At 60.0% G+C, this 14,898-nt stretch carries 12 protein-coding genes; 11 read left to right on the top strand and 1 reads right to left on the bottom strand.

Features of this window, described 5'->3' with window-relative positions; translation table 11 throughout:
- The first annotated feature begins 21 nt into the window (after window positions 1-21).
- From rseP to lpxB, 7 genes are all read left to right on the top strand, one after another.
- Window positions 22-1,155: an RIP metalloprotease RseP gene (rseP, locus tag ASD52_RS21935; protein WP_025426824.1), complete on the top strand. Its 1,134-nt coding sequence runs from the start codon at window positions 22-24 to the stop codon at window positions 1,153-1,155.
- A gap of 250 nt (window positions 1,156-1,405) precedes the next feature.
- The gene (bamA, locus tag ASD52_RS21930) at window positions 1,406-3,739 is read left to right on the top strand and encodes an outer membrane protein assembly factor BamA (protein ID WP_025426825.1); all 2,334 of its coding nucleotides are present in this window, start codon (window positions 1,406-1,408) and stop codon (window positions 3,737-3,739) included.
- 48 nt (window positions 3,740-3,787) lie between these two features.
- Entirely contained in the window at window positions 3,788-4,852 is a 1,065-nt protein-coding gene (gene lpxD, locus ASD52_RS21925; RefSeq protein WP_025426826.1) for a UDP-3-O-(3-hydroxymyristoyl)glucosamine N-acyltransferase, read from the top strand.
- A complete protein-coding gene (fabZ, locus tag ASD52_RS21920; RefSeq protein ID WP_025426827.1) occupies window positions 4,845-5,309 on the top strand; it encodes a 3-hydroxyacyl-ACP dehydratase FabZ in 465 nt (154 codons plus the stop codon). Before lpxD ends, fabZ begins: the two co-directional genes overlap by 8 nt.
- Before the next feature lie 2 nt (window positions 5,310-5,311).
- The gene (lpxA, locus tag ASD52_RS21915; RefSeq protein ID WP_025426828.1) at window positions 5,312-6,121 is read left to right on the top strand and encodes an acyl-ACP--UDP-N-acetylglucosamine O-acyltransferase; all 810 of its coding nucleotides are present in this window, start codon (window positions 5,312-5,314) and stop codon (window positions 6,119-6,121) included.
- A 5-nt stretch (window positions 6,122-6,126) separates the two neighbouring features.
- Window positions 6,127-7,014, top strand: a complete 888-nt coding sequence (locus ASD52_RS21910) for an LpxI family protein (RefSeq protein ID WP_025426829.1) — start codon at window positions 6,127-6,129, stop codon at window positions 7,012-7,014.
- Complete coding sequence (gene lpxB / locus ASD52_RS21905; RefSeq protein WP_057205058.1) at window positions 7,011-8,195, top strand: lipid-A-disaccharide synthase; 1,185 nt, start codon at window positions 7,011-7,013, stop codon at window positions 8,193-8,195. Before ASD52_RS21910 ends, lpxB begins: the two co-directional genes overlap by 4 nt.
- Before the next feature lie 35 nt (window positions 8,196-8,230).
- Here lpxB and gltA read toward each other — a convergent pair whose 3' ends face one another.
- A complete protein-coding gene (gltA, locus tag ASD52_RS21900) occupies window positions 8,231-9,520 on the bottom strand; it encodes a citrate synthase (RefSeq protein ID WP_025426831.1) in 1,290 nt (429 codons plus the stop codon).
- Window positions 9,521-9,837: 317 nt separating this feature from the next.
- Between gltA and ASD52_RS21895 the strand changes: the two genes are divergently transcribed.
- The 4 genes from ASD52_RS21895 to ASD52_RS21880 all read left to right on the top strand — a co-directional run bounded on the left by ASD52_RS21895 (window position 9,838) and on the right by ASD52_RS21880 (window position 14,870).
- On the top strand, window positions 9,838-12,318 hold the full coding sequence (locus ASD52_RS21895) for a ComEC/Rec2 family competence protein (protein WP_057214203.1): 2,481 nt from the start codon (window positions 9,838-9,840) through the stop codon (window positions 12,316-12,318).
- Between the two features lie 173 nt (window positions 12,319-12,491).
- Window positions 12,492-13,541: a tonB-system energizer ExbB gene (gene exbB, locus ASD52_RS21890; protein WP_057205051.1), complete on the top strand. Its 1,050-nt coding sequence runs from the start codon at window positions 12,492-12,494 to the stop codon at window positions 13,539-13,541.
- A gap of 3 nt (window positions 13,542-13,544) precedes the next feature.
- The gene (gene exbD, locus ASD52_RS21885; RefSeq protein WP_025426837.1) at window positions 13,545-13,970 is read left to right on the top strand and encodes a TonB system transport protein ExbD; all 426 of its coding nucleotides are present in this window, start codon (window positions 13,545-13,547) and stop codon (window positions 13,968-13,970) included.
- 234 nt (window positions 13,971-14,204) lie between these two features.
- A complete protein-coding gene (locus tag ASD52_RS21880; protein ID WP_025426838.1) occupies window positions 14,205-14,870 on the top strand; it encodes a protein-L-isoaspartate O-methyltransferase in 666 nt (221 codons plus the stop codon).
- Window positions 14,871-14,898: the final 28 nt, after the last annotated feature.

The following is a 14,898-nucleotide window of genomic DNA, read 5'->3' as shown; positions in this document are numbered from 1 at the left end:
TGGCAGGCTTAAGGAAAGTTCATGACATATCTGCTTGTTGGCCTGCAATTCGTGACCGGCTACATCGTACCCTTCCTGTTGGTGCTGACCCTTTTGGTCTTCGTGCATGAAATGGGACACTACCTCGTCGGCCGGTGGTCGGGCATTCGTATCCTGGCTTTTTCGGTCGGCTTCGGGCCGGAACTGCTCGGGTGGACCGATAAACACGGCACGAGGTGGAAGTTCTGTGCAATACCGCTGGGCGGCTACGTCAAGTTCTATGGCGACGAGGATGCGGCCAGTACGCCCGATTACAAGCGGCTGGAGGCGATCTCGCCTGAGGAACGGTCACGAACCTTCCTGGGCGCCAAGCTGTGGAAGCGTGCCGCGACCGTTGCGGCCGGTCCGATCGCCAACTTCATCCTTGCCATCGCCATTTTTGCCGTTCTCTTCGCCGTTTATGGGCGTTCGGTTGCGGACCCGGTCGTTGCCCAGGTGAAAGAGAACAGTGCTGCCGCCAAGGCAGGCATTCTTCCGCGCGATAGGTTGATCGCCATCGACGGAACGCCGGTCGCGACCTTCGACGACGTTCGCCGCTATGTCAGCGTGCGACCTGAACTGGAAATCAAGATCCGGATCCAGCGGGACGGTTCATTCCTGGATCTTCCGATGGTGCCTGAGCGAACCGAGATATCGGACCAGTTCGGCAACAAGATGGAGGTCGGAATCATCGGTATCGTCACCGATCAGGATGCGGGCAATTTCCGACTGGTGACTTACGGTCCGATCGAAGCCATAGGGCAGGGGGCGCTTCAGAGCTGGCACATTGTCACCGGCACGTTCGACTATCTGGCGAACCTCGTTACGGGACGTATGAAGGCGGATCAGCTTGGTGGTCCGATCCGTGTCGCTCAGGCCTCGGGCCAAATGGCGACACTGGGTGTGGCTGCCGTGCTGCAGCTTGCAGCCGTCCTGTCAGTTTCCATAGGATTGCTTAACCTCATGCCGGTTCCGGTGCTTGATGGCGGCCACCTGATGTTCTATGCGGTTGAGGCCTTGCGCGGAAAGCCGGTTGGAGCTGCTGCGCAGGACGTCGCTTATCGGATCGGCTTTGCCATGGTGCTGATGCTCATGGTTTTTGCGACCTGGAACGACATTTCGATGTTCTTCGGCTAGCGTTCGGCCGGCGAGCATCTGAGGCGGACGACGACCGATACTGTGAACGATTGGATTTCAATGGCTTGTCCAGCAAGGATTTGTTTACGATAACTCGAATCTGTAGTGGCCGTTAAGCCACGGTTCGAATTGAAGTAAACAGAAATTAACGAGCTGACTTGCTTGTATGGGAAAAGCGGGTAAAACGGCAACCGTGACCGGAGTCGGCACGAAATTGCCGCGCGACGTTGGGAAAAGGTAAGATTTGAACATGAAAGCTGGTTCAAGGTTTTTGAACGCGGTGTCGGCGTTTGCGCTGTCCACGAGTATGGTGGTTTCTGGCGCTGGTGTTGGATTGCTCGCAGGCGCTTCCGTCGCAGAGGCCGCGACCATTAGTCGTGTTGAAGTCCGCGGAGCCACGCGCGTCAGCGCTGAAACGGTTCGTGCGAACATCACGATTGTCCCTGGCAAGAGCTTCAGCAACGCCGATATCGATGCTTCCGTGAAGCGCCTTTACGCGACAGGCTATTTCTCCGATGTCAGCATCAATGTCGCTGGCGGCACGCTTGTCGTCACCGTCAGCGAGAACCAACTGGTCAACCAGGTCGTCTTCAACGGCAACCGCAAGATCAAGGACGACAAGCTTCAGCTCGCCGTCCGCACGCAGCCGCTCGGACCCTACAGCCAGGCGACGGTCGAAACGGATATCCAGTCGATCAAGGACGCCTATGCTGCGATCGGTCGCAGTGATGTCACTGTGACGACCCAGGTCGTCCCGATCGCTGAAGGTCGCGTCAATCTTGCTTTCGTCATCAACGAAGGCGAGCGCACCAAGATTGCGCAGATCAATTTTGTCGGCAACGAAGCCTATAGCGATGGTCGTCTGCAATCCATCATTGCGACGAAGGAATCAGGTATCTTCTCGTTCCTGACCCGCAAGGACGTCTACAACCCGGACAAGCTGCGCGCTGACGAAGAGTTGCTGCGTCAGTTCTACTACAACCGCGGTTATGCCGACTTCCAGGTCGTTTCGTCCGAGTCTTCTCTTAATGAGGCGACCAACGAATACACCGTGACGATCACCGTTGAAGAAGGTCCGCGCTACGACTTTGGTGCAGTGACTGTCGAATCGACGGTTGAAGGTGTGGATGCCGAATCGCTGAAGGGCGTCGTGCTTAGCCGCGAAGGCTCGGTCTACAAGGCCAGGGACATTCAGGAAACGATGAGCGAGATCTCGAGGCGCGTCGCTTCGGCTGGCTACCCGTTTGCCCGCGTGACGCCGCGCGGTAACCGCGACCTCAGCAATCATACGATTGCCGTCGACTATCTCGTCGATCAGGGCGAGCGCGCCTACGTCGAGCGTATCGAAATTCGCGGCAACACCCGAACTCGCGACTACGTCATTCGCCGCGAGTTCGATATGGGTGAAGGCGATGCCTTCAATCAGGAAATGGTTGCGCGCGCCAAGCGTCGCCTTGAGGCTCTCGGTTACTTCTCGACCGTCAATATCTCGACGGCACCTGGCAGTGCGGCAGACCGCGTCGTGGTTATCGTTGACGTACAGGATCAGTCGACCGGTTCGTTCGGTATCGGTGCCGGCTACTCCGCTGGCAGCGGTGGCGGCTTCCTCGTCGAAGCCTCGATCGAGGAAAAGAACTTCCTGGGTCGCGGTCAGTACATTCGCGTCGCGGCAGGTCGCGGCGAAGAGAGTCGGACCTACAACGTTTCGTTCACCGAGCCGTATTTCCTTGGCTATCGTCTGGCTGCCGGCTTCGACGTCTTCAAGAACGAAAACGACTTCGACGACGAAGACTACAGCTATGAAGACCAGGGTTTCAGCCTGCGCATAGCGGCGCCGATCACAGAGAACCTGTCGACCACGCTGCGGTATAACTTCACGACGTTTGACTATAGCGGTAATATTGCAGATCTGTCTTCGCCTTACGTCCGAGCGGTTGAAGGCGGAAACTGGGTCCGTTCGTCGGTATCGCAATCGATCACTTACAACACGCTCGATGATGCGCAACTGCCGCACGATGGCATTCTGGCGACGTTTACGCAGGAGTTCGCCGGCCTCGGTGGCGACTCTGATTTCTACAAGATCACCGGTAAGGCCAAGTGGTATTACACGGTGAACGATGAGGCGGATATTATTGCTTCGCTTGCCGGCGGTGCGGGTCATATCTTCGAGACCGGTAGCGATCTTCAGGTCTTTGACCAGTTCCAACTGGGCAGCAACGATATTCGTGGCTTCGAGCGCAACGGGGTCGGCCCGCGTGATCAGGCAACAGGCGATGCGCTTGGTGGCACCACCTATTTCACGGCGTCGGCCGAAGCAACGTTTCCGCTGCCTGGCATCCCGCGTGACAGCGGCTTCCGCGGCGCAATCTTCGCCGATGCAGGTACGCTCTACAGCAATAAGGTCGCTACGCTGCCCAGTGAAACGGTACTGGGTAACGACTCCTCGCTGCGTGCATCGGTCGGTCTCGGCCTGATCTGGGCGTCGCCGTTCGGTCCGCTGCGTGTCGACTACGCTTGGCCGATCGCGAAGGAAGATTTCGACCGGGTTCAGAATCTGAAGTTCGGTATTTCCTCGTCGTTCTGATAAAGAAGCAGTCCAGAACTGCCAAAAGTAGATCGTTCTGGAGTGTCCATGGAACAGAATTGGTTTTTTCCGCCCCATCAAGGGATTCGTCTGGGTGACCTGGCGAACCAAATTGGGGCGGATCTGACGGATGGCGCGGTGGCAGATCGCGCTATCCACTCGGTAGCACCTGTCAATCGGGCAAAGCCCGGTGACGTCTGTTACATGCTTTCGCGCAAGTACCGTGCTGAGCTGGAAAGCTGCCAGGCTTCCGCGATTATCTGCGACAAGACGATCGCCCCACTCGTACCGTCTCACATTCCCGTTCTCTTGACTGCGCGGCCGCATACGGCCTTCGCGCTGGCAGGTACACTCTTGCACGAGGCTGCCATGCGCCCGGCGCGCAATACCAGCCTTGCCGGTGTGTCGCCGGCCGCCTTCGTTGACCCGACGGCACGCCTTGAAGAGGGCGTGGAGATCGAGCCGATGGCAGTCGTTGGGGCCGGCGCCGAAATTGGTAGCGGAACGAGAATTGCCGCAGGTGTCGTCATAGGGCCGGGCGTTCGCATTGGCCGAGACTGCACGATCGCGGCGGGCGCAAGCGTTCTCTGCGCTCTTGTCGGCAACAGTGTCATCATTCACCCAGGTGCCCGGATCGGCCAGGATGGGTTCGGCTACGCGCCGGGCCCCAAGGGTGGAATGATCAAGATCGTTCAGGTCGGACGTGTGATCATTCAGGATCATGTCGAGATCGGCGCGAACACGACGATCGATCGTGGCACCATGGACGACACCGTCATCGGCGAAGGCACGAAGATCGACAACCTTGTACAGATCGGCCACAACGTCCGCATCGGCCGTTATTGCGGCATCGTCAGTCAGGTCGGCATCGCCGGCAGCACCAGGATTGGTGACGGCGTGATGATCGGCGGCGGTAGCGGCGTCAACGGCCACATCACTGTGGGTGACGGCGTTCAGATCGCTGCCATGAGCGGCGTTGCAAGCGACGTCCCTGCGGGCGAACGCTATGGCGGTATTCCAGCGCGCCCCATGCGCGATTTCCTGCGCGATGTCGCCGAAATGGCCTTGCGCGCAAGTGACAGACAGAAAAAGAAGGATGGCACGAATGAGTGAGGCGGCAACGGTTCTGGGTACGGCTGATATTCAGGAGATCCTGAAGCTTCTTCCGCATCGTTATCCCTTCCTGCTCGTCGACCGGATCATCGAGATCGACGGCGACAATTCGGCGATCGGCATCAAGAACGTCTCGGCAAATGAGCCGCACTTTACCGGCCATTTTCCGGAGAAGCCGATCATGCCGGGCGTCCTGCTGATCGAGGGCATGGCGCAGACGGCGGGCGCGATCTGCGCGCGCAAGACTGCTTCGGGTACCAACCTCGTCTACTTCATGACCATCGACAATGCGCGCTTCCGCAAGCCGGTTGTTCCGGGTGATCGTGTTGAGTTTCATGTCGTGAAGCAGAAACAGCGCGGCAATATCTGGAAGTTTCATTGTGACGCAAAAGTTGACGGGCAACTTGTCGCGGAAGCTGATATCGGCGCGATGATAGTCAGCACGGAAGACGCTTAAACATGATTGCATCAACAGCGAAGATCCACCCGTCCTCGATCATCGAAGATGGCGCGGTCATCGGTGAGAACGTCAAAATCGGCCCGTTTTGCTACATCGGGCCGAAAGTCGTTCTCGGAGACGACATGGAACTGATGAGCCACGTCGTTGTCGCCGGCCGCACGACGGTCGGCAAGGGCACCAAGATTTTCCCGAATGCCGTCATTGGCGGAGATTCGCAAAGCGTGCATCACAGCACTGTCGACACCATTTTGCAGATCGGCGACAACTGCACGATCCGCGAAGGTGTCACGATGAATGCGGGAACCGTCGAATATGGCGGTGCGACGATCGTCGGCAATAACAATCTGTTCCTCGCCTATTCGCATGTGGCGCATGATTGCCGCCTCGGCAGCAACATCATCATGTCGAACAACGTGTTGTTGGCCGGCCATGTGACGATCGAGGACCGCGCTATCCTTGGCGGCGGCTGTGCCGTGCACCAATTCACGCGCATCGGTCGTCAGGCGTTCATCGGCGGCCTCTCCGCCGTAAGCTACGACGTCATTCCCTATGGCATGCTCAACGGCAATCCCGGTGTCCTGAGCGGGCTGAACGTTGTGGGCATGACCCGGGCGGGCATTGAGCGTGCAACGATCCACGTGGTTCGCCGCGCCTACAAGCAGATCTTCGAGGGCCCAGAATCAGTTCGCGCCAATGCCGCCGCCATTCGCGCTGATTATGCCGACTGTGCGCCTGTTGTCGAAATCCTCGATTTCATCGCAGCCGAAAGCGACAGGGCACTGTCTTCACCAAGTCGCGGCAAGGCCTGACCGTGATGTCGGCCACGGCGAGCCGCGCAGCAACTGGCGGCCGGCTCGCGATCATCGCCGGCGGCGGAGCGCTGCCGCATCATGTGGCCGAGGCCGTTCGTGCCCGTGGAGAAGATCCATTTGTGATCGCGCTCTCGCGCGAAGCGGAAGAGAGCGATTGGGTCGGTTTCGATCACTCCGTGCTCGCCATCGGCGATTTCTCCGGCATCAGCCGCACATTCAAAGAACAACGCATCGACCGCGTTGTGCTTTCGGGCTGGGTCCGTCGTAGACCGGAATGGCGCGACATTCGCCCGACGCTGAAAACGCTTGCCAGAATACCGAGCGTTTTGAAGACGCTGGTGTCTGGCGGCGATGACGCTGTCTTGCGCATGGCGATGCAACTCATCGAAGCAAGCGGCGCCCACGTGATCGGCGTGCATGAGGTGGTTCCGAACCTTCTGGCGGATCCAGGGCCGATTGGCGCTATCGCCCCATCGGACGATGACAGACGCGACGTTGAGGCCGGCATCGCTGCCGCCAACGCGCTTGGCGAACTCGACGTGGGGCAGGGCGCCATCGCTGTCGGTGGTCGCGTGGTTGCCCTGGAGGGCGCCGAGGGCACCGATGCGATGCTCGAGCGGGTGGCGACACTCAAGACGGAAGGACGCGTCTCGGCGCGTCGGCGTGGCGTTCTGGTCAAGCTTTGTAAGCCGGGGCAGGACTTGCGTGCGGATCTGCCATCGATCGGACCATCGACCGTCGCTGGCGCTGTCGCGGCCGGGCTTGCCGGAATTGCTGTCGAGGCCGGTCGCGCCCTGGTGCTCGAGCGCGCGGAGGTGATCGAAGCTGCCAACCGCGCGGGGCTGTTTGTCATTGGTGTCGAGCGGAGCGGTCACCGGGGAAAAGCATGAGCGGACAAGGCTACAAGCTGGCGGTCATTGCCGGCGAGGTATCGGGCGATCTTCTTGGCGCAGATCTGGTGCGGGCACTGCGTGCACAATGCGGGCGTGATGTCGAGCTTGTCGGCGTTGGCGGCGACGGTCTTGAGGGCGAAGGCCTGGAATCGCTGTTCGATTATTCCGAACTTTCGATCATGGGCTTCTCGCAAGTGCTCGCGCGTCTGCCAAAGTTGATTCTGCGCATCCGCCAGACGGCGAATGCCATTATTGCTGCGCGCCCCGATGCCTTGCTGATCATCGATAGTCCGGATTTCACCCATCGTGTCGCGCGTCGCGTTCGCGACGCGCTGCCGGATCTGCCTGTCATCAACTATGTCTGCCCGAGCGTATGGGCCTGGAAGCCGGAACGCGCGCCGCGCATGCGCAGCTATGTCGATCATGTTCTGGCGGTGCTGCCGTTCGAGCCCGAGACCATGCGCAAGCTTGAGGGGCCGCCGACGACCTATATCGGCCATCGGCTTGCCTCGGATGCCAATGTGCTTGCCGTCCGCGCCAGCCGACGCGAAAGACTGAACGACGTCAATGGTAGCGCGGTTTCCACCTGCCTGCTTCTGCCGGGATCGCGTTCAAGCGAAATCAAGCGGCTGCTACCGATCTTCAGGCAGATGACCGAGGAACTCGCTCGCCGGCATTCCGGCGTCCGCTTGCTGTTGCCGACGGTTCCGCGCCAGGAAAAACTGGTGCGCGAGATCACGGCCGGTTGGACGGTTCAGCCGGAAATATTGGTGGGAGCCACCGAGAAATGGGCTGCCTTCGACAAGGCGGATGCGGCAATCGCCGCGTCGGGAACGGTCATCCTAGAGCTTGCGCTAGCCGGCGTTCCCGTCGTTTCTACCTATGATGCCGACTGGCTTGTGCGGTTGCTGCACAACCGCATCCGCATCTGGAGCGGGGCGCTTCCCAATCTCATCGCCGATTTCCCGATCGTGCCGGAGTATTTCAACCAGAGCATTCGTCCGGGCGCCTTGACCCGCTGGGTCGAGCGGCTGTCCGGGCCGACGGCCCAGCGCGCGTCGATGCTCGACGGCTACGCGCTGGTACAGCAGCGCATGGCGACAAGCAGACCGCCGGGCGAATTGGGCGCCGAGATCGTCCTCTCCTATCTGCAAAATCGAAAGCCCGGTCATCTCTGACCGGGCTTTTCTCATTTCCTGATTTCCGTTTGGCGTTAACGCTTGGAGACCGGCACGTAGTCACGCTGCGGAGCGCCGACATAGAGCTGGCGCGGGCGGCCGATGCGCTGTTCCGGATCTTCGATCATTTCGTTCCACTGGGCGATCCAGCCGACGGTGCGCGCAAGCGCGAACAGCACGGTGAACATGGTGGTGGGGAAGCCCAGCGCCTTCAGCGTGATGCCGGAGTAGAAGTCGATGTTCGGGTAGAGCTTCTTCTCGACGAAGTACTCGTCGGTGAGCGCGATACGTTCGAGTTCCATCGCCACTTCGAGGAGGGGATCGTCCTTGTGGCCGAGTTCTGCAAGCACTTCATGCGTGGTCTTCTGCATGATCTTGGCGCGCGGATCGTAGTTCTTGTAGACGCGGTGGCCGAAGCCCATCAGGCGGAACGGATCATTCTTGTCCTTGGCCTTGGCGATGTATTCCGGAATGCGGTCAGCCGTGCCGATTTCGGCCAGCATGTTGAGCGCAGCTTCGTTCGCGCCGCCGTGGGCCGGGCCCCAGAGGCAGGCGATGCCAGCGGCGATGCAGGCAAAGGGATTGGCACCTGACGAACCGGCAAGGCGCACGGTCGAGGTCGAAGCATTCTGCTCGTGGTCGGCATGCAGGATGAAGATGCGATCCATGGCGCGCGACAACACCGGGTTCACTACATATTCCTCGCAAGGCACGGCAAAGCACATGCGCAGGAAGTTCGAGGCGTAGTCTAGATCGTTCTTCGGATAAACGAACGGCTGGCCGATATGGTACTTGTAGGCCATCGCGGCGATCGTCGGCATCTTGGCGATCATGCGCAGCGAAGCGACCATGCGCTGGTGCGGATCGGTGATGTCGGTCGAGTCGTGATAGAAGGCCGACAGGGCGCCGACGCAACCGCACATGACGGCCATCGGGTGGGCATCGCGACGGAAGCCGGTGAAGAAGCGCGACATCTGCTCATGCACCATGGTGTGGTGTGTGACGCGGTAGTCGAAGTCAGCCTTCTGCGCCTTCGTCGGCAGTTCGCCGTAAAGCAGGAGATAGCAGACTTCGAGGAAGTCGCCATGTTCTGCGAGCTGTTCGATCGGGTAGCCGCGGTGCAGGAGCACGCCTTCGTCACCGTCGATATAGGTGATCTTGGATTCGCACGACGCCGTCGACGTAAAGCCCGGGTCGTAGGTGAACATCTTGGTCTGCTTGTAGAGCGAGCCGATATCGACCACATCAGGACCGATGGACCCCGATCGCACTGGTAGCTCCGCCGACTTTCCATCGAATGTTACGACCGCGCTTTTTTCTGTCATGGGGACCCTCCGTCTTATGGCAACGTGGCACAGAGACCATGCCACGAAAATGAACGTTGCGAATTTGCTATATGATTTATTTTCGGCTGCCAAGCTGTACGAAAGGCAAATTGTGCGATGCGAAAATGTGCATATGGCGACGCAATAATCGCACGTTAGAGCAATATGTCCAACCGGATCAATAACTGTCAGGATAATGATGCGGTACCATTCCATATAGGTTTGCCGCTTTTTTCGGCAGATGACGTTCAGGTTGCGGTTGGGTGATGTTGGTTGCATGATCGACCTCTACCGTCTTAGGGGAGTGGTACCGTACGATGAGCGAGATCGAAGTCCGGTCTTTGATGCAGGACGCAGATCGTGTCGCTCCGGCACCACCCGCTTCGGTTTCGATCGGGAGCATGTCTGCAACGCCTGCGAATGCACGCGGCAACCTCGTTTTTCCCCTTGTCAAATCTTGCGCCGCGCTCGCGCACGCACGCCTCCGACCAGAGGCGATTGCCGCACACTGGCGCGAAGCGGTCGAAGAAGAATCGGCCTTCGGCCACGGATTGGTGCTTGTCCCCGTCCTGTTAGCCGCCGGCGTGCTGACGTGGCTCTCGCTGCCCTATGACCTCGGACTCATCAAACTTGCACTGCTGCTTTGCGTTTTCGGAATAGCCGCCTTGCTGTGCAACCTCCGTGTGCGCGCCCTGCGTGCGCCGAGGATCGCAGCGGGGCTGTTCACGGCGGGAATGATGCTTGCGGCGATCGAGGCATCGCGCATCGACACGATCGTTCTCGATGGACCGGTAACGACGAACCTGCGCGGCAAGGTATTTTCGCGCGAGAAGAATGATCGGGACCACTGGCGCTACGGAATTGTCATCGAGCAAACCACGAAGCCGACGTTGCGCCGTGCGCCGTTGAAGGCCATGGTGCTGTCGCGCAGCCCGCACGCGCCGTTGGCGATCGGGGCAACGATCGAGGGCAGGGCGCGTCTTTCGCCGCCTTCCGGCCCTGCGTTGCCAGGCCTCAACGACTTCGCATTCGATTCTTATTTCCGGCAGATCGGCGCCGTCGGTTACTTCTATGGTGCGCCACTTAGCCCGATAGCCGACGGTGCTGCGACGGTGGCGGACCGCTCGTTTTGGATGCGGATGGCGGAGTATCTGGCCGCGCTACGCGAAACGGTCGGCGAGCGGATCCGCACGGCAGTCGGTGGCGACACTGGTGCGCTCGCTGCAGCCCTGGTGACGGCGGAAGAAAGGGCGATTGGTCGCGACACCGTCGAGATGCTGCGACAGGCGGGCTTGGCGCACGTTTTGGCGATCTCCGGTCTCAACATGGTGCTTGCGGCAGGTACGTTTCTAATCGGAGCGCGTACCGTCTTGAGTGCGGTTCCCGGGTTGGCGCAGCGCGTGGCGATCAAGAAGGTTGCCGCTGCGGGCGCTCTGGCAATGGTCTTCCTTTACATCTTGATTTCCGGTGGAGCCGTATCCGCCGTCCGCGCCTGGATCATGATTTCGAACATGCTGGTTGCGGTCTTCTTCGACCGCATGTCGATCAGCCTGAGAAATATCGCGCTGGCTGCGATTGTCATCATCGTGATCACGCCATCTGCCGTTGCGGGGCCGGGCTTCCAGATGTCGTTCGCCGCCACGCTGGCGTTGGTTGCTGGCTATGCGCGCTGGCGCGAGCGTGCGGAAGCAGAAGAGCCGGCAGTCGCCGGGCGTTGGTGGGGCAGGCGGCTCGTCACGGGTTTCGTTATCGGCGTGGTTGCGACCTCATTGATCGGCGGACTTGCAACCGCGGTTTACTCTGCCGCCTATTTCCAGCGACTGCCGGCCTATGGGTTGCTCGCCAATATTCTCGCAGCGCCACTGATCAGCATTGTGATCATGCCGTTCGGCCTCTTCGCCATGGTGTTGACGCCTTTCGGTCTCGAGCAGTACCCGCTCSCCGTCATGGCTTGGGGCCTTGACGGTATGCTGGTGATCGCCCGCTTCGTCACGTCGCTCGACGGCGAGTTTCTGACCGGCCGCGTCGGGCCGCTGGCATTCGTTCTTATCGCTGCCGGCGGCGTTATTCTGTGTGTGTTGCGCACTTGGCTGGCAGGGCTCGGAGCCGTGCTGCTGTTTTCCGGACTCGTGTGCCTCGCGTTCGAAGACAGGCAATTGCCGGCGATCGTGGTATCGGAAGATGGGCGCCTCGTCGGATTGGTCACCGACGCCGCCATTGCGACGAACCGGGATCGTCCCTCCGACTTCCTTTTCTCTCAATGGCAGCGGGCATTGGCGGTCGACGCCCACGTCGCTCCGATGCCCGCGCAAGGGGCGGTCGCTGATGGTCTTTATCCCGAGGCGAAGCTACGGCCCGCGAAGGCGCAAACGAGGACCATCGATGCCGCGACAGCCGCCGCCATCCGTCACGATATCAACTCCGCGCTCGGCCAAGTTTCGCCGAATGCTTTTTCGTGCCGCGAGAAAGAATGGTGCATCGCTCGAAGCGATGCCGGCTGGACCGTTGCTCTCGTCGAAAACCCCTACCTGTTTGAGGTGCTGTGCAATCAGGTCGATCTGCTGATCGTGCCGGGAAGCACCGAGCGGACCTGTTCATCCGGCCGGGCGCGGATCCTGAGTGGACGCCTGCTGCGATTGGTAGGTGCGATCGAGATTTTCGCCGAGCCGGTTGCAGGCGATGAGCTTCCGAAAATGCGCTTCAAGACGTCGTTTACGTCGCTGCAACGCCCTTGGGAGCGGCACCGCGCATATGACTGGAGAAGTGACGGCTTCGTCGATAACTCTCCCGCCCTTTGAGATCTCGATTGAAACGCAGGCATGAAATTATTCTTGATCTTTATACTCCACAAATCCTTGTGTTTCGTTCATAGTTTGTCGTAAAGAGCGGCCAATGCACGTTGAGGTGGCCGAAATTCCGGCTGCCCTGTGATTTTTGTGATGGCGAAACGGACCAGTACGCGAGGAACAAGATGCCCAATCGAACACGATCGAAGCTGAATTTGTTGGCCGCAGCGACATTGGTGCTGGCTTCTGGTCTTCCCTCGACGGTCGTGTTTGCACAGGCGACAACCTCAACCGAAACGACCGCTCCTGCGGTCAGCCAGGCTCAAGACGCGGGACCTGCGGGAACGGCACGGGCCAATGCCAATGCAGCGGCCCGTGGCGAGCAGCCGACTGTCGACGGTCTTCCGGCCACCGGGTCTGAAGCCGGCGCACAAACACCGGCTGTGTCGATTGAGACGCCCGCAGCAGAAGCGGCGGCCAACCCAGTCCTGCCACACGACCTTTCGCCTATCGGCATGTTCCTTGCCGCCGACATGGTGGTGAAGGCAGTGATGATCGGGCTGGCGCTCGCCTCGGTCATCACCTGGGCGATTTTCGTGGCCAAGACGTTTGAACTCTTCGCCGCAAAGGCGCGCCTCAGCCGCGCCGTCCGTCAGCTCTCCGCTGCAAACGGGTTGGCAGAGCTTAAGTCCACATTCAACGGCAAGGCGGGCCCTGCCGCGGAAATGGTTGCCGCTGCGATCGATGAGATGGTGCGTTCGGAGGCTGTGCTCGATCACGCACCGGCAGCTGGTCTCAAGGAACGCGTCGCATCGCTGCTGACGCGTATCGAGGTTCGCGCCGGCAAGCGCATGACGAGCGGAACGGGCATCCTTGCCTCGATCGGCTCCGTCGGCCCGTTCGTCGGTCTGTTCGGAACCGTCTGGGGGATCATGAACTCCTTCATTGGCATCAGCAAAGCGCAGACGACCAACCTGGCGATCGTTGCTCCCGGTATTGCCGAAGCGCTGCTGGCGACCGCAATCGGTCTCGTTGCCGCTATCCCCGCCGTTATCATCTACAACTACTTTGCCCGCGCGGTGGGTGGCTACAAGGTGATCCTCGCCGACGCGGCAGCCGCCGTCGAACGGCTTGTCAGCCGCGATCTCGATCATCGCCTGGTCCGCAAGGCGCAACCGCGTCGCCAGGATGGCTTTGCCCATCCGGCAGACGCGTCGATCGCAAGGATCGGGTGAGACATGGCCGGCAAGGTTACCGACAGCGGCGGCGATCTCGACGAGAACAGCGAGATCAACGTCACCCCATTCATCGATGTCATGCTCGTTTTGCTGATCATCTTCATGGTCGCGGCACCACTTGCGACCGTGGACATGAAGGTCGATCTGCCGCAATCGGCCTCCAAGCCGACGCCGCGCGACGATAAGCCGGTCTTCGTCACGCTCAACGCCGACCTCGGTCTGGCGATTGGCAACGAAGAAACAGCCCGTGAGGAATTTGCGGTGGAGCTTCAGCGCCTGACGGAGGGTAACACCGAGACGCGCGTTCTGCTGCGTGCGGACAAGGCCGTCGACTACGGCGAGCTGATGACGGTCATGAACCTCATCCAGAACGCCGGTTATACGAAGATTGCCCTCGTTGGGCTCGAAGGGGCGCCTGGCCGCTGACGTCAGGCTCTCTCTGTTCTGGCGGCAGCCAGCGCCGCCGCCCGTGCCGGGCCGTGCAAACGTCGCTTCGGTGTTTCTCGTTCCTTTTTCCGCTGCAAGATGTCGCTGTCGCTTGAAACCAGCGGGAGGGCGATTTATGAGCTTATATAAAGGCGCCATATTTGGCAGCCAGAAGACGACTGCGCGGTCATCCGGGATACCGGTGCCGTGCCATCCGGACACGAGGGCAGTATGATGAATTTCGAAGCGGCGCGCACCAAGATGGTGGACAACCAGATCCGGACGACGGATGTGACGTCCCATGCGATCCTGTCCGCTTTCCTCTCCGTACCGCGCGAAGAATTCGTGCCTTCGCGGATGAAGGAACTCGCCTATATCGATGCCGACATCGAACTCGACGGCGCTAAGGGCGCAAGCCCGCGGTACCTGATGGAGCCGTCGCCGCTCGCCAAGCTGCTGCAACTCGCCGAAATCTCGAAGTCAGACGTGGTGCTGGAGATCGGCTGTGGCACCGGTTACGCCTCGGCGCTGCTTTCGTTGATCGCCGGTTCGGTCGTCGCACTCGAAAGCGATGAAGCGCTTGCCGCAACTGCGACGGAAACCTTGGCACGGCTGGGCTATGACAACGTTGCCGTGGTCACCGGCGATCTTGGCAAGGGATATGCCGGCGAGGCACCCTATGATGTCATTTTCGTTCATGGTTCGGTAGAAGTGCTTCCTCCGGCCTTGTTCGAGCAGTTGCGCGACGGCGGCCGGCTTATTGCCGTTGAAGGCTTCGGTAACGCTTCGCGTGCTAAGCTTTATGTCCATGAGCATGGGAAGACGTCCGAAAGGGCGGATTTCAACACTGCGGTCAAGCCGCTTCCCGGCTTCCGCCGCGAGCAGACTTTTGTTTTTTGAGGTGCCACTTATTGAGGTATCTCAACAT

It is taken from the genome of Ensifer sp. Root142, from assembly GCF_001426785.1.
GTDB classification, from domain to species: Bacteria; Pseudomonadota; Alphaproteobacteria; order Rhizobiales; family Rhizobiaceae; genus Ensifer; species Ensifer canadensis.
The sequence above is the reverse complement of the archived record's forward strand: the minus strand, read 5'-3'. Positions and strand labels throughout refer to the sequence as shown.

Bases quoted from the DNA above. Each gene is read 5' to 3' on its own strand.
- rseP (WP_025426824.1), top strand. From the start codon at position 22: ATGACATATCTGCTTGTTGGCCTGCAATTCGTGACCGGCTACATCGTA.
- bamA (WP_025426825.1), top strand. From the start codon at position 1,406: ATGAAAGCTGGTTCAAGGTTTTTGAACGCGGTGTCGGCGTTTGCGCTG.
- lpxD (WP_025426826.1), top strand. From the start codon at position 3,788: ATGGAACAGAATTGGTTTTTTCCGCCCCATCAAGGGATTCGTCTGGGT.
- fabZ (WP_025426827.1), top strand. From the start codon at position 4,845: ATGAGTGAGGCGGCAACGGTTCTGGGTACGGCTGATATTCAGGAGATC.
- lpxA (WP_025426828.1), top strand. From the start codon at position 5,312: ATGATTGCATCAACAGCGAAGATCCACCCGTCCTCGATCATCGAAGAT.
- ASD52_RS21910 (WP_025426829.1), top strand. From the start codon at position 6,127: ATGTCGGCCACGGCGAGCCGCGCAGCAACTGGCGGCCGGCTCGCGATC.
- lpxB (WP_057205058.1), top strand. From the start codon at position 7,011: ATGAGCGGACAAGGCTACAAGCTGGCGGTCATTGCCGGCGAGGTATCG.
- gltA (WP_025426831.1), bottom strand. From the start codon at position 9,520: ATGACAGAAAAAAGCGCGGTCGTAACATTCGATGGAAAGTCGGCGGAG.
- exbB (WP_057205051.1), top strand. From the start codon at position 12,492: ATGCCCAATCGAACACGATCGAAGCTGAATTTGTTGGCCGCAGCGACA.
- exbD (WP_025426837.1), top strand. From the start codon at position 13,545: ATGGCCGGCAAGGTTACCGACAGCGGCGGCGATCTCGACGAGAACAGC.
- ASD52_RS21880 (WP_025426838.1), top strand. From the start codon at position 14,205: ATGAATTTCGAAGCGGCGCGCACCAAGATGGTGGACAACCAGATCCGG.